Origin of the sequence: Hymenobacter sp. BT559, assembly GCF_017571525.1 — a bacterium.
Lineage (GTDB): Bacteria > Bacteroidota > Bacteroidia > Cytophagales > Hymenobacteraceae > Hymenobacter > Hymenobacter ginsengisoli.
Genome location: NZ_JAGETY010000005.1, coordinates 264,931 through 284,806, shown reverse-complemented (window position 1 = coordinate 284,806; position 19,876 = coordinate 264,931). Strand labels below are relative to the sequence as shown.

The window sequence follows — 19,876 nt, the reverse complement described above, 5'->3', positions numbered from 1 at the left end:
AGTGACAAGTGCTTACTGCTAGGTGGCTGCTGCGCGGCAACCCTTAGTCCGTTGTCATTCATCACTTGCCCTCAGCCATGCGCTTCGCCGCCTGGATGCTGGCCGTGAGCTGCGCATAGAGCGCCTGCCAGGCCGGATGAGCGGCCAGGGCGGCTTCGTGGGCGGCCAGGGTGGGCGCATCGTGGCGCACGGCGGGGCCGGTTTGCACGGCGTAGGGCGAAGGCTGAGCGTCCAGGGCTTTGTCTACCGTTTCGCGCACCAGCGGGTGCAATAGCTCGAAAGGCAGGTCGGCCTCGGCCAGCAGCGCGTGCGCCACGCCCAGCAGGTGGTTGGTAAAGTTGCTGGCCCACACCGCGCCCAAGTGCAGGTGCAGCCGCTGCGGCGAGGCTAGCAAGGCTACCCGCCGGCTAAGGCTGCCGGCCAGGGCCAGCAGCGTGGCCTCGGCGTCGGGGTCAGCAGCTTCTACAAACAGCGGCACGCCAGGCCAGTCGATGCGCCGGCCGGGGCTAAACGTTTGGAGCGGGTAGAGCACCCCGCCGCGCACCAGCGGCTGGCTGGCAAACACTGCCAGGGGCAACGCCCCGGCCACGTGCACCACCAGCGCCCCGGCGGGCCACTGCCCGGCCCCGACCAGCAGCGGCACCGCCGCGTCGGGCACGGCCAGCAGGTACACATCGGCGGGCGGCGGGGCAGCCAGGGCAGCAGCCTGGGGCAGTACCTGGCTAGCGGGCAGAGTGGCGGCCAGCGCCTGCGCCGGGCCCAGGGTGCGGCTGGCTACAAAAACCACCTGGTGGCCGGCAGCAGCCAGCGCCGGGGCCAGCGCCGAGGCTACACGCCCGGCTCCGAATAACCCTATTTTCAATGAAGTGACTGGAGAGAAGGACATACGCCCGCCAAAGGTCGGGCGGAAGCCGAACCAGCCCAAATACGCACCCGATACCCTAACTGCTCCAAAACCCGGCAACTACTGCGGCCGTTTCGCTAAAAAAGTGGCATCTTGTAAGCGCAAGCGCTTTTACCTCAGATTTTACTCACAATCTTCCCTGACTGAGCTTAAAAGGCCGTTTTTTCGAGCTTCCTTTTTCACGCATACTTCACTTCGTTATGACAAATCCTTACGCTCGGGTCAGTGCCTGGGGCCAGCGGCTGCGCCGCTATGGCCTGGCAGCGCTGCTGGCTGGTGGCGCTACGTGCGCCACGCAGGCCCAAAACCTTTACTACACGGCTCCCACGGCTACGAATGTGGCGGGCACCTACACCGACCTGGGCACCTCGGGCACGGCCATTGCGACGGCTAATACGGACGACGCCAACTCCGCGGCGCAGAATATAGGGTTTACGTTCTCCTACAGCGGCAACAGCTTTACGCAGTTCGTGCTCAACACCAACGGCTTTATCAAGCTAGGGGCCGCGGCACCGTCGGCGGCAGCTATGTACCTGGATGAAAACACGTCTTCCACCGTCATCGACCCGTTTGAAAGCCCTAACGACGCCAGCATCATTGCGCCGCTCAACGTGGACCTGACGGCGGGCGCGGCGGGCGGCACCGAGTACCGGGTGGCCACCACTGGCACGGCGCCCAACCGGGTGTGCACTATTCAATGGAAAAACGTGAGCGACAAGGCGAGCGTCCGGCCCACGCAGTACACCAACCTGAGCTTTCAGGTGCGGCTCTACGAAGGCACGAACGTGATTGAGCTGGTGTACGGCGCGGCTACGAAGAGCACGACGGCCGCCTCGTATCGCTTTACGCAGGTGGGCCTCAAGGGCACTTCGTTTGCCACTGCCCAACTGGTGCAGGTGGTGAAAAACCCGGCCACGCGGTGGGCCGACGCCACTTTTGCCGATTTTTCGGCCGTTGCCGCCTCGGGCTATCTCAACGCGTTTATCATCAGCAGCCTTGCTCCGCCCGATGCGGGCCGCACCTACCGCTTCACGCCCGCACCGCCCGTCGATGTGGCCGTGCAGGCTATTTTCACGCTTGGGGAGCTAGCCACGCCTACCGCCCTGCCGCAGTCAGTGCAGGCAGTGGTTACCAACGTTGGCTACCAGACGCTTACCAACGTGCCCGTGGCGCTGAGCGTGACGGGAGCTAATACGTTCAACAACACCCAGACCGTGGCTTCGCTCGACCCCGGGTCCTCGACTACCGTCACGTTTGCCGCCTACCCGGCCACGCTGAATACCGGCACTAATACGCTATCCGTCACGGCTACCGTGGCCAACGACGCCAACGCGGCCAATAACACGGCGACCTTCAGCCAGCAGGTGACGTCTAACTTGCTGTCGTACCTCGACCTTACCAACAAGCAATTCACGTATTCTAACGTAGATACTACCAAGGCCGGGGGCGTGCAAGCTATCAAGTTTACCGTGACGCAGCCCACCACCCTCACCAATGCCACGGTGCTGCTGGCCGGCCTCACCACTACCCCCACGACGCCGGTAACCTACAAAGTAGTGGTGTATGCCGCCGATGGGAAAAACGGTGCCCCCGGCACCGTCCTGTATACCTCGCCCAACCAAAACCGGCCGACCAAAACCTCGGCCGTGACGGTGAGCCTGGGCAACGTGCCCGTGCCTGCCGGCTCGTTTTTCGTCGGGGTGCAGGAAACCAGCCCGGGGGGCTCGGGCTTGCTGCTGCAAGAAGAGACCCCGTCCCGCCCCGGCACCTACTACCTCACCCTCGACGGCAGTACCTGGTACGATTTGAATGACTTCGACCTGGGCTTTCGCTACGCCATTGAAGTGCAGCTAGGCACCACGCCCACCTGCGACCCCACGGCACCCATCACGTCGTATCCCTACACGCAGAATTTTGACCTTATTCTGGCGGGCCAGACGCTGCCCTGCGGCTTCACTGTGCTCGATGCCAATAACGACAAGGCCACCTGGGCCATTTCCAAAATCAATCCCAATTCGGGCACCAATGACATTCGCTACACCAGCGCCCTCACGGGCAGCGTAGCGGCCGACGACTGGTTCTTCACCCCGCCCCTGACCACGGCCGCCAACACGCGCTACCAGGTGGCCTTCCGCTACCGCGGCGAGGGCATCGCCCCCGCCACGTCGAGCTACACCGAGAAGCTGGAAGTGAAAGTGGGCAATGCCCCCACCCCGGCCGCCCAAACCACCACGCTGTATACCAACACGGCTATTACCAACACCGCGTATGCCCTGGCCGACGGCAATTCGACGCCGGCCGTGGCAGTATTCACGCCCGGTGCGGGCACGCAGTACGTAGGTTTTCACGTGTTTAGCGCGGCTAACCAAGGCAACCTCTACATCGACGACCTCAGCATCACGGCCGGCGTGGTCACGGCTACGTCGTCGGCGCTGCTGCGCGCCGTCACGGTATTCCCCAACCCCTCGGCTACGGGCTTGTTTGACCTCGAAATCCACGGCGCGCAGGCCAAAGGCGCAATGGGCGTGCTCGTGACCAACGCGCTTGGGCAGCAGGTGTACGTGGGCGCGGCCCGCGACAACTACACCAACCGCCTCGACCTCAGCGGCCTGCCCCCCGGCCTCTACTACCTGCAAGTGCGCAACGGCGACGAAACTATGACCCGCCAGCTAGCCATCGCGAAGTAGGGCTAGCCCCACTAAAACGAAAAAGGCCGCCCGGTTTGGGCGGCCTTTTTTGGTGGCTTTCGGCTTCAGAAAATCAGGCGACGGCCTGGGGGCGGGGTGCCCCGGCGCGGCCGGCTGCGGCGGGGCTAGCCACGGCGGCTGCCCGGCTGGCTTTGCGCTGGCGCATACTCAGCACCAGGCCCAGGCCCATGAGCAGCGTGCCGCCCCACAGCAGGTTGATAAACGGTTTTTCGGTGGCTTTGAGGATGATATAATCCTTGCCGGTGGTGCTGATGGCAAAAGTAAACTTGCCTTTCACCGGGTCAATCTGGTCGAGACTGATTTTGAGGCCCAGGTCCTCGATGATTTCGGGCACGCGGCCTACCTGGCGGTCGCGCAGCAAGAACACCGGGTGTGCGTGGTACTCGCGGCCCTTCTCGCCGGTGATAATCATATCGGCCTGCAAGGCAATGTCGCCCTTTTCGAGCTTGATGCCCGGCACGTCGTGCGCCTGCTCGATGGCGCGGAACACGGCGAAGTAGTCATTCAAAAACAGCGTATCGCCCACACTCAACTCGTGCGGCACGGCGGCGCTCCACGGAATTTCCTTGCGCGGGTCGGGCACCGACGAGATGTGCGAGTAAATGTCGTGGTCCCAGAAGCGCTGCAACGCGGGCGAGGCCAGCAGGCCGCCCATCTCCTCATTCACCTGGGCGCGGGGAAAGAGGGTGAATTTCTGCCCGGTCTTCTTGTCGTTGTATTCGACGCGGTAGTAGGTGTTTTCGGGCCGGATGGTGAGCGAGTCGCCGGTGTGGTAGTAGGTCTTGTCGCCCTGCTTGATTTCGCCCCTAGCCACGGCCTTGTACTCATCATCGGTGCGGTAGAGCAGCTGGGTGTTTACGTAGTCGGGCAGGCCGGGCACGTCGAGGTACTGGCCGGTGTAGGTCACGTCGTAGCCGTTCATGGCGCCGGTTTCGTTGCGCCACAGCAGCACGTTGTTCTCGTTGTCCTCGTTGCTCAAATCCTGCGAGATGAGCTTGCCGCTGTTGTTGCGCGAGATGGTATTGGAGTAGCCCGCCGAGGCCAGAATGCCCAGCAGCATCAGCGCAATGCCCAGGTGCGACACCGCCCCACCCGAGAGTTGCACGCGCCGGCGCCACAGGCCAAAAATGGCACTAGCATTAGTCATAATGCCAAAGAGGCCCGCTAGGGTCAGCGTCACGTAAGGAGCCGACATGGTGTGGCCGAAGTAGCGCGTGAGCAGCACCACCAGCGCCGTAGTCAGCAGCGCCAGCATGGTCGGCGTGGCCAGGGCATTGAGCGGCGACTCCTTAGCGGGGCGCCACCACAGAATTTGGGCGATGCCCGAAAACAGCCCGATGAGCACGCCCGCCCACAGCTGAATGCGGGTGTAGTGCTGAATCTGGTCGGCCGGCAGAGCCAGGTTCGACTTGATGCCGATGAAGCCCAGAAACGAATTATACACCGGAATGCTGGTCGTAGCCACTACCTGGAAAGCCGCCAGGCAAAGCACCGTAGCACCTACAAATACCCATAGCTCAGGGCTGTAGGCATCAAGCTCCTTCTCCGAAACCGGAATGCTTTTCCAGCGGGCGGCGAGCAGCGCGATGGCCCCAACCGTGAAAAATGCCAGGTAAATAATGAGCTGGCCCGACAAGCCCAGGTCGGTAAATGAGTGCACCGAGGCATTGCCCAGCACGCCGCTACGAGTGAGGAAGGTAGCGTAGAGCACCAGCACAAACGTGGCCACCACCAGGGCATAGGCCGTGCGCAAGCCCGTGCGGCGACGCTGCCACAGCACCATGCCGTGCAGGGCCGCGATGAGCACCAGCCACGGAATGTACACGGCATTTTCTACGGGGTCCCAGTTCCAGTAGCCACCGAAGTTGAGGGTCTCGTAGGCCCAGTAGGCACCCATCATGATGCCGATGCCGAGCACGGCACCCCCTAGCGCAGTCCAGGGGAGGGCGGGCTTTACCCAGGTCGTAATCTCTTTTTTCCAGAGGCCCGCGATGGCGAAGGCAAACGGTACCAGCGTGAGGGCAAAGCCCAGGAAGAGCGTGGGCGGGTGAATCACCATCCAGTAGTTCTGGAGCAGGGCGTTGAGGCCCGAGCCATCCTTGGGCACGAAGTTGGGGTTCAGCTTCCACACCGGCAGGTCGACCATGAAGTCGCGCAACAGGATGAAGGGCGACGAGCCGATTTTAACGCCGGCCACTACCACGCCCAGAATCATACTAACCAGGAAGGCCTGCACCGACGCAAACACGGCCAGCACCGGCGCTTCCCACTGCTTATTAAAGCGCATGATGGCTAGCCCCAGCACCACGTGCCAGAATATCCAAAGCAGGAAACTGCCCTCCTGCCCTTCCCAGAAGCAGGAAATCATGTACTGCACCGGCAGGTGGTTCGAGGAGTGCGACCAGGCGTAGTAGTACTCGTAGCGGTGCGCGTAGATGATATTGAACAAGCAGACCACCACCGCCAGCACCGCCGCGCCGTGCACAAAGAAGGCTCCCCGCGCCAGCTGCAGCCAGCTGGCATCGGCCTGGCCCAGCGCCCGGCCGCGCGCCGCCTGAAAGTAGCCGTAGGCGGCCACTGCCGCCGCCACGAAGGCCAGAATGACGCTGGCCTGACCGAGGTTTCCGATAAGTAAATTCACGAGCTAGCTGGTTTTTTGGCAAAGGTACCGCCTAGCGGGCGGGGGTGCACCGGCGCAGGCCGCCGGGCGGCTAGGCACTAGGGCGTTTTTTGTCTACCTTGAGCGCTGGTTTAGTTCTACACCTTATGTCTGCGCCTAGTTCCGCTCCTCTCGCTAGCCCACCCAAGACCAAGCAAACACTGCAACAAGCCCGCGCCGAGGCGGCGCAGGCTAACGAGCACCTCGCGGCCCTGGCCAGCGGCCTGCGCGAGGGCATCTTGCTGCTCGATGCCGACCAGCGGGTGCTGCTGGCCAATGAGCAATTTTGCAGCATGCTGGGACTGCCCATCCTGGCCAGCCAGTGCCTGGGGCTGCACACCAGCCAGCTCACGGCCATGATGCAGCCTTACCTGGCCGACCCCGAGGCTTACGCTGCCGAGTTGGCTAGCCGGCCCGAAGGTCATATTCCGAGCACTTTGCTGCCCCTGCGCGACGGCCGCACCCTAGAGCGTGACGCCCGACCCGTGGCCCTTGGCGACACCACGGGTTGGCTGCTGAGCTACCGCGATGCCACGCAGCAGCGGCAGGCCGATATGCAGCGCGACGCCCAGCGCAAGTTTTACGAAACCATCCTCGACGAGGTGCCCGTGGAAATTGCCGTGCTCGATGAGCAGCGCCGCTACGTGTACGTGAACCCCCAGGCCGTGCCCGACCCCGAGCACCGCGCTTGGCTGCCGGGCCGCACCCTGGCCGAGTACTGCGCCCGCTACGGCTTTCCGCTGGAGCTGGCCCACGCCCGCGACCGCATGTTTGAGCTGGCCGAGGCCAGCGCCGAGCCCGTGAGCTGGGACGACCGCACGCCCGTGCCCGGCGGCGAGGTGCACCACCAGCGACAGTTCAAACTGCTGTCGGGCGCGGGCAAGGGCCTCCCCTACATGCTCGGCAGCGGCCTCGACGTGACGGCCCGCGTGCAGGCCGAAGAGCGCAGCCAGCGTAGCGAGCTGGAGCGCCGCGAGCAGCAGGAGTTTATGCAGCAGGTGCTCGACACTATTCCGAGCCCGGTGTACGTGCGCGATGCCGCCGGCGAGGTGGTGTTTGGCAATGGCGCCTTATTCAAGCTGGATGAGCAGGCGGCCCTCTTTGCGCCTACCGAGCAGGTGCTGCGGGCTAAGGAGCGTGAGGCGGCCGAATACGCGGCCATCGACGCCCAAGTGCTGGCCACCGGCCGTGAGGTAGTGGCCGAAGAGCGCTCGACCTCGCCCACCGGCGAAGAGCGCTGGTTCTATACAATTAAGCGCCCGCTGGTGCGCCCCAATGGCACTACGCAGGTGCTAGGAGTAAGTACCGACATTACGGCCCTGAAAGCCGCCCAGCTCGCCGCCGAAGAAGCCGCCAAGGCCCGCGAAAACTTCCTGGCCAACATGAGCCACGAAATCCGTACGCCCATGAATGGTGTGCTCGGCATGGCCGCCCTGCTGGCCAAAACCCGCCTGAGCCCGCAGCAGCAAGAGTTTGTGCGCACTATTCGTAGCTCGGGCACGCACCTGCTTGGGGTGCTCAACGACGTGCTCGACGTGTCGAAAATCCACTCGGGCAAGCTGGAGATGGAGTCGGTGGCCTTCCATCTGCACGACTCCATGCAGCAGGCCGTGGCCACGCTCACCCTGCAGGCTCAGGAAAAGGGGCTGGTGTTCGGCTTCAAGCCCTTTGCCACCGATGAGGCGCCCTGGGTGCTCAGTGACCCGTTTCGCCTCAACCAGATTTTGCTCAACCTGCTTTCCAACGCCATCAAGTTCACCACCAGCGGCAGCGTGTGGCTACGCAGCTTTTTAGTCGATGAAACCGACGAGGAATACCTGGTGCGCTTCACGGTGCAAGACTCGGGCATCGGCATCGGGCCCGAGGCACTGGAGCGCATTTTTGAGAGCTTCACGCAGGCCTACGCCGACACCACCCGGCGCTACGGCGGCACCGGCCTGGGCCTCACCATCAGCCGGGCCCTGGTGACGCAGCTAGGGGGCGAGCTGAGCGTAAATAGCAAGCTGGGCCAGGGCAGCACGTTCTCGTTTACCATTCCGCTGCTCAAAACCGAGCAGCCCGCGCCCATTACCGTCGATGCCTTCGACACCGGGCAGCTGCGCGGCATCCGGGTGCTGCTGGCCGAAGACAACCCCATCAACCGCACCGTGGCGCGCCTGCACCTGCTGCAATGGGGTGTGGAGGTCGACGAAGCCGAAGACGGCCGCGTAGCCCTTGAAAAGCTGCTCGAAAACACCTACGACGTGGTGCTGATGGACATTCAGATGCCGTACCTCAGCGGCATTGAGGTGACGCAGCAGCTGCGCCAGCTGCCCGATGCCGCCAGGGCCGCCGTGCCGGTGCTGGCCCTCACGGCCAACGTTTTCCGCAGCGACAACGAGAAATACCTGGCCGCCGGTATGGACGACTACCTCGCCAAGCCCTTTGCCGAGGAGCACCTGTATGCCAAGCTGCTAAACTTGCTGCGCCAGCCCGCCGGCACCGGGGCCAGCCTGCCCCTGCCTCCTCCCCCGGCCTATGACCTGGGTCGCCTGCACCAGGAGGCGCGCGGCAACAAGGCCTTCGTAGCCGGCATGGTCAATTCGTTTCTGACGCACATGCCCCCTAGCCTGCAAAAAATCCGGGCCGCTGCCGAGGCTTGCGACTGGCTGCTGGTAGCCGAGCTGGTGCACCATATCAAGCCCAACCTACTCACGCTCAGCATCGAAGGCGCTATTGCGGCCATGCACATTCTGGAGCCAACGCCCACCCTGCTGCCCACCCCCGACGAGCCCGCCCGCCAGCTAGCTACCGCGCAGCTGCTAGCCGCCGTAGAGGCAGTACTGCTCGAACTACCCAGCGAGCTATAAATCTTTACTTTACAAGTATTTATAACAGAAACAGAAGAAGCCTACCCCGGCCAGACGGCTTATAGCCGTCTGGCCGGGGTAGGCTTCTCAGTATGATTCGGTACCAGGCCCTCCTTAAATGCCTCGCAGGCGCTTGAAGAAGCTGTCCTGGTAGGCTTTGGCTACGGGCACTTCGTGGCCGCCGGGCAGCTGCAGCTGGTTGTCTTCGACGGCCTCGATGAGCTGGGTATTCACCATGTAGGAGCGGTGCACGCGCACGAAGTGGGCGAAAGGCAGGCGCTCCTCAAAGGTTTTGAGCGTGGCGTACACGATGTGCTTGTGCTTGAGCGTCACGAGTACCGAATACATTGACATGGCCTCGATGTAGAGCACCTCGTCGAAGTTGACGCGCATCAGGCGGTTGTTTATTTTCAAAAACAACGAGCTGCCGTCGGCATCAAACATTGCCTCGGCGCCCCCGGTGGGGCTAGCCGCGGCCAGGGCCGCCCGCTGGCTCCGGATGCGGTCAACGGTGCGGCTGAAGCGGGCGTAGTCGAGCGGCTTTACCAGGTAGTCGGTCACGCGCAGCTCGAAGGCATCGACGGCGTAGTCGCGGTGCGAGGTCACGAGTACCACATCGGGCAGCGGCTCGGGTAAGATGCGCACCAGGTCGAGGCCAGTGAGCTCGGGCATGTTGATGTCGAGCAGCAGAATATCGGCTTTGCCACCCTTGCGGAAGTAGTTCAGGCAGGCCACGCCATCGGCAAAGGTGCCGGCCAGGGTCAGCCCGGCCGTCATTCCGACGTAGTGCTCCAGCGTCAGCCGGTTCATTTCGTTGTCATCTACCACCACGCAGGCCAGCTGGGCAAGAGGAGCTGCGGCGTTAGCGGATGAGCTCATAATAGCGGCAAATAGAAGAAGGCATAACAGAAACAGGCTGAAAGATAGGATTAAAAGCGCTACCGACAAGCCTACCGTGCTACAACAGCTTCACGCCCTCTTGTTTCTACACAGCAGCTTTTCTTCTTGATAACTTCATCTTAGCAAGCCAGTTATGGCCCGCTTAAGCTCGCTTACTAACTTTCTTATCTCAGCCTCCGGTGCGACCAGTAGCGTCCATAATTCCTGGCTAGGGGGCAGCAGCCAGCGGCAATAGCAGCTGTTCGGTATAGGCCGGAGCGCCGGGCGGGTAACACGTAATGGCCACGGCCACCTGCCGAATGCCCACATCAAACCAGGGCTGCGCGTAAATACGCCCCTGACCCGGCCCCGCTGCCTGCAGAGCCAGCGGCAAGCGGCGCAGCACCCGGCCATTTTCGGGGTTGCTGACGACGATGGCCAGCTGGGCGCGACGCGGGTAGCGGGCAAGTGGCAGGGTCACAAAAACAACTCCGGAAGCCACTGCTCCCGGCATAATGGGGCGCAGCTGGCTATAGGCGGCCCAACGCTGCTGCAACAGCGTGGGCGGGCCATCGGAGGGCTCGCCGCCGGCCACTATCTGGTAGAGGTACTGCCCTGGCGTGGCTAGGGTATCGGTAGTGGTGTAAGCCAGCTGGCGCTGCCCATACGTATTGATGGCCAGGGGCTGACGCCAGATTTCACGGGCCCGAAACTCGTGCAGCTCGCGGCGCAGTACCCGGCAGTAGCGCGCCGAGGCGAGCGAGTCGGGTACCTGCCAGGCCAGGGTCACTATACGGCTCATGGCCGGCGGGCCGTGCGGCACGGCCGGCGCGGGCACCACTGGCAGACCCCGCGCCTGGCCGCTCACTTGCAGCGTGAAGCCGCAATAGTCTTTCAGATAGCCATCCACGTCGAGCAGGTAGGGTTGACCGGCTTGCAGGTTGGGCAGCGGCACAAACAGGTCGTCCTGGGTGCCTAGCGAGGTGCACGACAAAATGCGGTACGTAGCGGGCTGGCAGGGCGTACCCGTGAGCACTACCAGCTGCACGCCGCGCACATCGCGGCAGCGCTGCCCACCAATGTTCACGTAGTACGTGCCCGAGGCCGGCGGCCGAAACTCAAACCACTGGTCGTTGTGGTATTCGATGCACTTGCCCGTGAGGCGCTCATCGACGCAGCCGGGCTGCACGGTACAGCCCACGGTACTGGAGGTAATAGTTTCTTCGGCCCGTAGCAGGCGGCGATTTTCGATGTTGTCGTTGGGCACCTGGGCGCGAGCCGTGCCGACAGCCATCAACAAAAAGAACGTCATGCTGAGCTTGCCAAAGCATGACGTTCTAAATAATCTAGTGAGCGAAGGGCCTAGCGGTTATTCATCGCCGTGGCGGGCGGGCCGGTGTTGCCCAAGTCCTTCTCCACGTACTTGCTGGGGCACTTGGTCAGAATCTGGTCGGCTTCAAACACGCCATCTTTCATGGCGCCCACTATCACTACCTGCTCCGACTTGTCGAGGTCCTGGGGCTTGGGGTTGCGATACACCACGCGCTGGGCCACGTGCAGCGTGTCTACCATCGTGAAGGCGAAGTAGTTGGGGTTCACTACCGGGTCATACTCCAGGCCTACGGGGCGCTTCTCGGCATCGCGCGGCAGGGTGCCTACCACGTGCACCTTGGCCAGGTTGCCGGCCGCCGCCTGCTGGCGGGCAATTGTGAACGTCGAATACGTGCTGGCATCCGACATGGTGCTGATAATGATGCCCACCGCCGCTGCGATAACCACCAAAACGAAAATGTGCGACTTCTTCATAAGAAAACGGCTAACAAAACTGCCTGAAAAGACGTGCCGGCCTAGCGGCCTTCTACTTCGCGCTCAAGGCGGCTCACCTTGCGGTCGAGGCGCACTAAATATATCAGCAAGCCACTGAGGATGATGACAATGACGAGCACCACCACATAGATTTTGCCGCTGGCACGCAGGGCATCGGCCATTTCGGGCTGGTCGGCGGCCACCGGGGCCTGGGCCAGGGCGCTGCCGGCCAGCAAGAGCAGCGGCAAAAGCAGGGCGAAGGCGCGGTTAAGCAAGTTGTTTTTCCTGTTTTTCATATACTTTCTCTTTCACAAAGGCGAAGCGGCAGGCCACTTCCGTAATCCAGACCCCTAGCAGCGTCCAGCCAATGACAGCCGGATAAAACACCATACGCATGGCGCTGTCGAGGTCATATTTCGAGAAGCCGGGGTTGCCGCCCATGCCGGGGTGCAGCGACGCCGAGGCCAGCCGGGGCATAATGAACAAGAGCGGAATAGCCGCCGCGAATGCAAAAATATTGTAGATGGCCGATAGGCGCGCCCGCTGCTGCTCGTCTTGCACGGCGCCACGCAGCACCAGGTAGGCCAGGTAAATAAGCATGGTCACGGCCGCACCGTTGAGCTTTACGTCGGTAGTCCACCAGGTGCCCCAGGTGTAGCGGGCCCACAAGCTGCCGGTCATCAGGCCCAACACGCCTAGCAGAATGCCCGTCTTGGCCGACTCGTGAGCCAGAATGTCGAGGCGCGGGCTGGGGTTGCGCAGGTAGCGAATCGAGTTTACTACCGAGGCCAGCAGAATGATGGTCATGCCAAACCACATTGGCACGTGGAAATAGAGGTTGCGCTCCGTTTCGTTGAGAATGGCCAGGCGCGGCACGTGGCCCAGCAGGCCCATCACGGCCGTGTAGAGCAGCAGCACAATGGCCAGGTATTTCCACCACTTCATAGGCTTGAAATTTAGCTCCGCCACAAAAACGGAAACAACAGATAAGACACCGCGCCCACGATAAAGTTCAAGGCCACCAGTGTTATTACCGAGCCCTGGCTAGCCTCCCACGGCAGGCCGTCGAGGGCGTTTTTACTGACTTTTACCAGCAGCAGCAGCACGGGTACCAGCACCGGCAGGCCGAGCACGGCCAGCAGCGTGCCGCCCCCACCCTGCCCGGCCCGCGCCGCAATGCCCGCCACCAACGTCAGCGACGAGGCCAGGCTCACGGCCCCTAGCGCTATGCTGAGCGCGTAGGTAGGCCAGTCTTGCACGGGGTTGCCGAGCAGCACCGTGTAGAGCAACAGCCCCGGAATGGCTAACGCCACGAGCAGCAGTGCGTTATAGAGAATCTTGGCCAGCACCACGGCCTCGGGCCGGGCCACGGTGTAGTAATACAACCGCAGGCCGGCCGACTCCTGGGCTAGCCCCCGCCCGGCGGCCCCAAGCGCCGCAAAGAGCAGAATAACCCAGAACAGCGCATTCCAGGCCGGCGCCGGCGGCATACCCCCGCGGAAGCTGAAGCTGAGGTAGCTGATATACACCGTGCCGCCCACGTAGAGCAGCAGGCTGCCGAGCGCGCTGCGCTGCCGCCACTCCAGGCGCAGGTCTTTCAGCAGCAACAACCATATTTCAGCGGGCAGCGACACGGCCGCAAAGGTACAACGGGTGAATGGCTGAAGGGGCGAATGCGTGAATGACGTTTTGCCCCTTCACGCATTCGCCCCTTCGGCCATTCACCCGTTGCCTTAAAAATCGTGGCCTAGCGTGAAGTAGGGCTTGGGCTTGGTGGTCACGTAGTTTTCGCGGGCCCAGGCCAGGTCAAACTTGGTGTAGAAGCCCAGCACCGTGGAGCGGATGCCCACGCCGTAGCCCGCCAGCAGGGGGCTAGTGTAGCTCGTGACGGTGCCCGAGAAGGGGTTGCCGTTGCCGCCAAACTTCACCGTCGAGTTCGAATTGTCCTCGCCAAAGGGATTGGTGCCCCGGTAGGCCGTGCCCGCATCGAAGAAGCCGATAAGCTGCAGGTTGCGGAAGAAACCCGAGTAGATGGGCTTATTCGAGAAATACTGCACAATGGGGAAGCGCAGCTCGCTGTTCAGCAGCACGTAGCGCGTGCCGGTTTGCCGGCTCAGGTCGTAGCCGCGCAAGTTGGTCACAAACTGCTGGTAGAAAATACTGGTGGGGTCGGGCGTGGTCTGGCCAGCCGGCGTGAGCAGGCGGTTGCCCGCGTACTGTTGGTTGACCCAGTTATCCATGCCACCCAGGCGGAACACCTGCTGCGGGTCGTCGCCAGCCTCAGCCGCCCCGAAAAACTGCCCGTAGCTGATGCGGTTGGCCCACACGAGCGAGCGGTGAATTTTCTGGTAGTGGCGCAGGTCGATATAAAACTTGCCGAAGCTGTTGCCCTTGCTGGCCACATCATTCATTTGCAGCACACCGGCTTTCAGACGGGTGCCCAGCAGCATGTTGACCCCGGTAGCCCGCGAGTTATCAAACACCAACTCGGCGTTGAAACCCAGGTAGTTGCGATTCAGGTCGTAGTCGGTAGAGGCTACGCCGGTCAGCGAGCGCGCAATGTTGTCGTAGCGCGGCCCCCCGCGCAGGCTCAGGTTGTGGGTGAGCGGGTAGGCAATGGTTGGCGCTATCGAGTGGCGGCCGTAACGGAACTGCTCGCCCACACCGCCCGCATCAAAGAAATAGGCCTGCTTTTGGTACGCTACTGACCAGTCGAAGCGGCGCGTTACGTTGGTGTACGACAGGTTGATGTTGCTCGTGCGCAGGTCGAGCTGCGCAAACACGCTAGCCTGGAACCGCTGATTCTCAAATGCATCCGACAGGTTGGCCTGCAGCGAGAAGCCAAAACCCAACAGCGGGTCGATGGCCACGCCCGTTATCAGGTTGTCGGCCATAAAGCGCGTGTCGTAGCGGTAGGGGCCCGTCAAGGAGGGCGTTACGACGCGGGTGGCGGCCGAGGTGGCTGGCGTGGCGCGGGGGCTGCGCCGGGGCCGCACCGGCGTCACATCCTCGTCTTCCTCAAACTGGTAGTTGCTAGGGTTGAGCGGGGCCGTGCTACTGCGGCGCGGGGCCGTGGAGCCGGGGCTAGCAGTAGATGCAGGGGCAGCTCCGGCGGCCGGCGCAGTGCCTGCTGCCGAAGTAGCAGCGGCTGCCGAGCCAGCGGGCGCAGCGGCTGCGGTAGTAGTGGGTGCCGGCGCAGCGGGTGTAGCGGCGGCCGGCCGCACCGGAGCGGGCGCGGGCTGCGAACGGTTTTCCAGAATACGCTGGCGCGAGGTCTTGCCCACTGCCAGGTCGGCAGGCAGCGGAAACTGCGGATAGACATACAGCAGGTCGCGGGCCTGCACCTGCGGAATGAAGGCTAGCGCGCCCGAAGCCTGGCTCAGGTCAAAATCCTGGATATTATTGGCGAAGTTGCTCACCGGCTGGTGCTGCCTGGTCTTGCGCGAGTAGCGGAACAGGCCCCGAATACCGTTTTCCTCGCCCAGGTAGATTATTTCGTCATCGGAGAGCGGCCGGGGCCGGGTTTCGTTTGAGATGGTGCTGACCAGGGGCTCGATGGGAATAGCACGCCCATCGAGGTGGCAGAGGAAGAGGTCGTAGTTATTCACCACGTTGGGAAACGTGGCGGGCCTGGCCCGACCCGTTGAGTCGAGGTAGCGGTTCGAGCTGAAGGCGATTTCCTGGCCATTGGGCAAAAACACCGCCTGCTGGTCGTCAAACAGGTCGTTGGTAAGCCGCTCGGGCTGGCGGCTGCCGGCGCGCAGCAGGTAAATATCGTTCTGCCCCTTCTGCACCGCCGTGAAAACCAGCGCCTTGCCATCGGCCGAGTAGTTCATATCCAGCACCTGGTCGTAGGGGGCGAAAATGGTGGTGGGCGGGTGCAGGCGCAGGGTGCGGCTGAGGCGGCCGGCCAGGTCGAGCGTCAGGGCCTCGTGCAGGCGCAGTACCATGCGGCCGCGCAACATTTCGGCCACGGCCAGCTGCGAGTTGCCACGCCAGGCCAGCACCGGCAGGCGGGTTTCCACCTGCTGGTCGGGGGTGCGGTAGCCCCCGTGCAAGATGGTGCGGCGGTGCGAGCCGTCGCGATTGGCTACCACTACCCGGTAGCGCCCCTGGTCATTCACGGCGTAGGCCAGGTGCTGGCCATCGGGGCTGAACACGGGCTGCGAAAACAAGTCGAGGCCGCGCTTATTGCGGGTGCTGATGCGATTGGCTTCGGTGGGCACTACCAGCGAGGCCAGCGAACCACCGGTGTTGATGTCGCGGTAGTAGCTGACCCAGTTGCGCAGAAATACCTTGAACGGCACGTTTAGCGACGACGAGATGCCGACTTCCACATCGCGGGTAATACGGGTGAGATTCAGCACATTCTGGACCGTGCCGTAGCCGTAGCGCTCGGCAATGTAGTTCCAGATGCTGTGGCCCGCCAGGCGCGAATTGCGCAGGAAGAAGGGCGCCGTACGGTTGCCAGTCGGGTACTCGCGCACCATGTCGCGCATGTAGGCGTCCATGTCCACGCTCCAGCCCTCGGCGGCATAGGCCGAGGCACCGTCTACAAACCAGCTGGGCAATTGCAGCAGGTAGTTGCTTTGCAGCACCTCGCGCAAGGAGCCACCGTACATCATGTCATTGAGCAGCACCTGAGTTATCTCGTAGCTCAGGTCGCGCTTAAAGTCGGTTTGGCGGCCCGTAAAGGCGACCTCCACCTTGGTCTGGCGGGCTAGCTGGGCTTCGCCCCCGCTCACGGCATTGGCCACGGGCAGGTTGATGTTGCTCTGTCGCAGGTCGCCCACCGAGTTGTAGAGCATGAGCGTGGTCTTGCTGTAGGGGAAGTACCCTACCAGCGCCGTAATGCGCTGCAATTCCTGCTCGGCATACTCGGCCACGCGGCGGGCGCTGGCCTCACCGCCGGCGTAGAAGTAGACGTTAAAATTCTGCGTCGAAAATTGCTCCCAGCGAAAATTCTTGTACTGAATGCGCACCCGCCCGAAAGGCTCCTGCGCGGTTTGGGCGCGGCCCGGCGTGGCTACCACTAATCCGAGCAGTCCCGCTGCCAGCGCCACGTATTTGCCCCGAATAGAGCCAGCCGATTGCCGGCCGAAAAGTTGGAAAAGATTCACAGCAAATAGCGTCAGAGTATGGCAGAAGGAGCGGGGCTAGCAGTGAGTAGTTAACAAGTAGCAGTTTAGTAATACCAAAAGCTACTCATTGTTAACTACGCACTGCTAACTAAAGAAAAGGTTTCTATTCTAAACGCCGCGAGGCGCCGGTCTGGTGTCCGGGCTGGCCTAGGGCGCCGAAAAAAGTGGGTAGTAGCGGGCTAAGGTAACATCGGGCCATAGCTCGCCGCTACCGCCCAGGTAGTCAGCCAGCAGGCTAGCCAGGCGCGGGGCCAGGCTCACGCCCTTCGAGCCAAAGCCACCGAAGAGGCTGAGCCAGGGCAGCGCCGGGTGGCGGCCCAGCAGCGGGCGGCGGTCGCGCACGGCGGGCCGCACCCCGCGCCGCTCGCCTAGCACCTCGAAGGGCAACGGCGTGAGAGCGGCCAACCGCTCGGCCAGCTCGCGCTGGTCGTCGTGGGTAGGCACTGCGGCGAAGGGCGGCCAGCGGTAGGTAGCCCCTACCCTGAACTGCTCTTCGGCCGGCGCGGGCACCACGTAGGCTCCCCGATTGAGAACCTGCGCCCGGCTGAGGCCCGGCACCGCTACGTCGAGCACCGCACCCTGGTTGGGGGTAAGCGGCAGCCAGCCAAAATGGGGGCTAGCCAACGCCGCCGCGCCGGTGCAGCACACCACCTGGCGTGCCCGCAGCCGGCCCGGCGCATAGCTGGCGCCCGTGCCGTCGGCAACGAGCAGCTCCCAGTTAAAAGTTTCTTCGCGCAGCCAGCCTTCGGCGCGGCCTTGGCTGGCCAGGGTGGCTAGCAGCGCCTCCACGCGCAGGTGGCCGCCGCCTCGCAGCCACGCGCCGCCGTGCGGGGCTAGCAGGCCGGGCCGCTCGATGGGCGCAGTTTCAATTTTTTCTACAAAGCCCTGCCAGGGGCCTTCGGCGGCGCGGGCCACCATTTGGACCTGCTCCTGCGCCGAGCCAAAAACCTTGAGGATGGGATTAGCCTGAAAAAAATCTTCGCCAAATTCTTCGTTAAGCGCCTGGTAATAAGCCACCGCCGTGGGCATCGTTTCCTGAGCGCGCCAGGTGAGGGCAAAGCGCTTGCCGGCCACGGGGTTTAGGAGGCCGGCGGCCACGCGCGAGGCCGCATCGGGCCGCGGCTCGTCGTAGACGAGCACGCGCTGGCCCCGGCCGCGCAGCTCGCGGGCCAGTACCGCCCCAGCAATGCCGTGGCCGATGAGTAGGTAATCGCAGTCAGTAAAATCAGTCATTCGCAGTAGCAAAGTACGCCGCTAGCCCTGGCTGGCAGGTGAAGGCCGGCGCCGATGGGCTAGGGCTAATACCTTTGCCGCTATGCTTCGGATTGTCGCCTTCACCTTCAACGCGTTCAGCGAAAACACTTACCTGCTCATCGACGAGGCCACCCGCGCCACGGCCATCGTGGACCCGGGCGCCTACTCGCCGGCCGAGCAGCAAACCCTGCGCGCCTACATCGAGCAGGAAAAGCTGGATGTGCAGTATTTGCTTAACACCCACGCCCACATCGACCACGTACTCGGCAATGCCTTCGTGCTGAAGCAGTACCCTAGCATTCCGTTCCTGCTACACGCCCTCGACCTGCCCACGCTGCGCGCCGTGCCCACCTACGCCGGTCCGTATGGCTTCCCGGCGTATACCCATGCGGAGCCCACCGGCGAGCTGGCCGCCGGCCAGGTTATCAAGCTGGGCGAGAGCGAGCTGCATGTGCGTTTTGCGCCGGGCCACGCGCCCGGCCACGTGGTGCTCTACGACGCGGCGGGCAGCCAGCTCGTGGGCGGCGACGTGCTGTTCAAAGGCAGCATCGGGCGCACCGACCTGCCTGGGGGCAATTATAACACGCTCATTCAAAGCATTAAAAATGAACTCTTGACGCTGCCCGATGAAACGGTGGTGTATCCTGGCCACGGCCCGGCTACCACCGTCGGCGCCGAGCGGCGCAGCAACCCATTTTTGACGTAAATCTTTATCTACCCTCTTGTCATGCTGACGAAGGAAGCATCTTATCACGGCGGCTTTTGTCAGCAGGTAGTAACCCCAGCAGCGCGGGCGTGAGAAGGTCCTTCGCTGTGCTCAGGATGCCCGTATTTTGAAAAGACATATTCCCAACGCCGTTACCTGCCTCAACCTGCTATGCGGGTGCCTGGCGCTCACGTTCATCTTCCGGGGCGAGCTGGTAATCGGCGCCTACCTGGTGGGCATTGCCGCCGTGGCCGACTTCTTCGACGGGCTGCTGGCGCGGGCGCTGCGCGTGTCGTCGCCCATCGGTAAGGACTTGGATTCGCTGGCCGATATGGTATCGTTTGGGGTGGTGCCAGGAGCAATTATGTTTGAATTAATGGGCCAGAGCTTTGTCGGCCAACTTCTTGGTCAATTATTCAATACAGCTTCCCCTTTGCTATCGCCGGACCACATCGCGGGCACTTCTGTACTGCCATTCTGTGGATTTATTATTACCATCTTTTCGGCCCTGCGTTTAGCTAAGTTCAACAACGATACTCGTCAAACCACCTCGTTCATCGGCCTTCCTACACCAGCCTGTACTCTAGTAGTGGCCTCGCTGCCCCTGATTCTAGCAAACGACCAATTTGAGGTGCAGAATATCATTCTCAACCCCTGGCTGCTGCTAGGCCTCTCCGTCCTCCTCTCCGGCCTGCTGGTGGCCGAGCTACCACTTTTTGCCCTGAAATTCAAGAACCTGAAGTGGCTGGGCAATCGGCGGCGGTTTGTTTTTGTGGCCCTGGCGCTGGTGCTGGTAAGTACACTGCGAGCAGCGGGCATTCCGCTGGCGGTGCTGATTTACGTGCTCATGTCGGTGCCGGGCCGGGTGCGCAGCCGCGACGGTCTGGAGGCTAGCCCCACAGCGCCGCAATAAGCTGGGCCACCGTGCAGGTTGCCAGTGCAGGAATGCGCGCCCGGCGGCGTATTTTTG

The 19,876-nt window shown here is 62.7% G+C and carries 14 protein-coding genes; 4 read left to right on the top strand and 10 right to left on the bottom strand.

Annotation, left to right across the window (positions count from 1 at the left end; all coding sequences use genetic code 11):
* Positions 1-61: 61 nt before the first annotated feature.
* Positions 62-886, bottom strand: coding sequence for a Rossmann-like and DUF2520 domain-containing protein (locus J4D99_RS09380; RefSeq protein ID WP_208131433.1), 825 nt, complete (start codon positions 884-886; stop codon positions 62-64).
* 218 nt (positions 887-1,104) lie between these two features.
* Between J4D99_RS09380 and J4D99_RS09375 the strand changes: the two genes are divergently transcribed.
* Positions 1,105-3,591, top strand: coding sequence for an NIDO-like domain-containing protein (locus J4D99_RS09375; protein ID WP_208131432.1), 2,487 nt, complete (start codon positions 1,105-1,107; stop codon positions 3,589-3,591).
* A gap of 73 nt (positions 3,592-3,664) precedes the next feature.
* Here the strand turns inward: J4D99_RS09375 and ccsA are convergent, their stop codons facing one another.
* Positions 3,665-6,253, bottom strand: coding sequence for a cytochrome c biogenesis protein CcsA (gene ccsA, locus J4D99_RS09370; RefSeq protein ID WP_208131431.1), 2,589 nt, complete (start codon positions 6,251-6,253; stop codon positions 3,665-3,667).
* A gap of 125 nt (positions 6,254-6,378) precedes the next feature.
* Between ccsA and J4D99_RS09365 the strand changes: the two genes are divergently transcribed.
* The gene (locus J4D99_RS09365) at positions 6,379-9,120 is read left to right on the top strand and encodes a PAS domain-containing hybrid sensor histidine kinase/response regulator (protein WP_208131430.1); all 2,742 of its coding nucleotides are present in this window, start codon (positions 6,379-6,381) and stop codon (positions 9,118-9,120) included.
* A 114-nt stretch (positions 9,121-9,234) separates the two neighbouring features.
* On the opposite strand, the gene J4D99_RS09360 is transcribed toward J4D99_RS09365, so the two are convergent.
* From J4D99_RS09360 to J4D99_RS09325, 8 genes are all read right to left on the bottom strand, one after another.
* Positions 9,235-9,999: a LytR/AlgR family response regulator transcription factor gene (locus J4D99_RS09360; protein WP_208131429.1), complete on the bottom strand. Its 765-nt coding sequence runs from the start codon at positions 9,997-9,999 to the stop codon at positions 9,235-9,237.
* Between the two features lie 229 nt (positions 10,000-10,228).
* Positions 10,229-11,311, bottom strand: a complete 1,083-nt coding sequence (locus J4D99_RS09355; RefSeq protein ID WP_208131428.1) for a hypothetical protein — start codon at positions 11,309-11,311, stop codon at positions 10,229-10,231.
* Between the two features lie 50 nt (positions 11,312-11,361).
* Positions 11,362-11,805, bottom strand: coding sequence for a cytochrome c maturation protein CcmE domain-containing protein (locus J4D99_RS09350; RefSeq protein ID WP_208131427.1), 444 nt, complete (start codon positions 11,803-11,805; stop codon positions 11,362-11,364).
* Between the two features lie 41 nt (positions 11,806-11,846).
* Positions 11,847-12,101, bottom strand: a complete 255-nt coding sequence (locus tag J4D99_RS09345; RefSeq protein WP_208131426.1) for a CcmD family protein — start codon at positions 12,099-12,101, stop codon at positions 11,847-11,849.
* Positions 12,073-12,750 carry a cytochrome c biogenesis protein gene (locus J4D99_RS09340; protein ID WP_208131425.1) on the bottom strand — a complete coding sequence of 226 codons (678 nt, stop codon included), beginning with the start codon at positions 12,748-12,750 and terminating at the stop codon, positions 12,073-12,075. Before J4D99_RS09340 ends, J4D99_RS09345 begins: the two co-directional genes overlap by 29 nt.
* 11 nt (positions 12,751-12,761) lie before the next feature.
* Positions 12,762-13,439, bottom strand: a complete 678-nt coding sequence (locus tag J4D99_RS09335) for a heme exporter protein CcmB (RefSeq protein WP_309509625.1) — start codon at positions 13,437-13,439, stop codon at positions 12,762-12,764.
* A gap of 99 nt (positions 13,440-13,538) precedes the next feature.
* Complete coding sequence (locus J4D99_RS09330; RefSeq protein ID WP_208131424.1) at positions 13,539-16,925, bottom strand: PD40 domain-containing protein; 3,387 nt, start codon at positions 16,923-16,925, stop codon at positions 13,539-13,541.
* 168 nt (positions 16,926-17,093) lie between these two features.
* Complete coding sequence (locus tag J4D99_RS09325) at positions 17,094-18,179, bottom strand: NAD(P)/FAD-dependent oxidoreductase (protein ID WP_208131423.1); 1,086 nt, start codon at positions 18,177-18,179, stop codon at positions 17,094-17,096.
* A gap of 82 nt (positions 18,180-18,261) precedes the next feature.
* On the opposite strand from J4D99_RS09325, the gene J4D99_RS09320 reads away from it, so the two are divergent.
* Together J4D99_RS09320 and J4D99_RS09315 are read left to right on the top strand one after the other, a co-directional pair.
* Complete coding sequence (locus tag J4D99_RS09320) at positions 18,262-18,906, top strand: MBL fold metallo-hydrolase (RefSeq protein ID WP_208131422.1); 645 nt, start codon at positions 18,262-18,264, stop codon at positions 18,904-18,906.
* Between the two features lie 127 nt (positions 18,907-19,033).
* Positions 19,034-19,819, top strand: coding sequence for a CDP-alcohol phosphatidyltransferase family protein (locus tag J4D99_RS09315; RefSeq protein ID WP_208131421.1), 786 nt, complete (start codon positions 19,034-19,036; stop codon positions 19,817-19,819).
* The last annotated feature ends 57 nt before the right edge of the window (positions 19,820-19,876 follow it).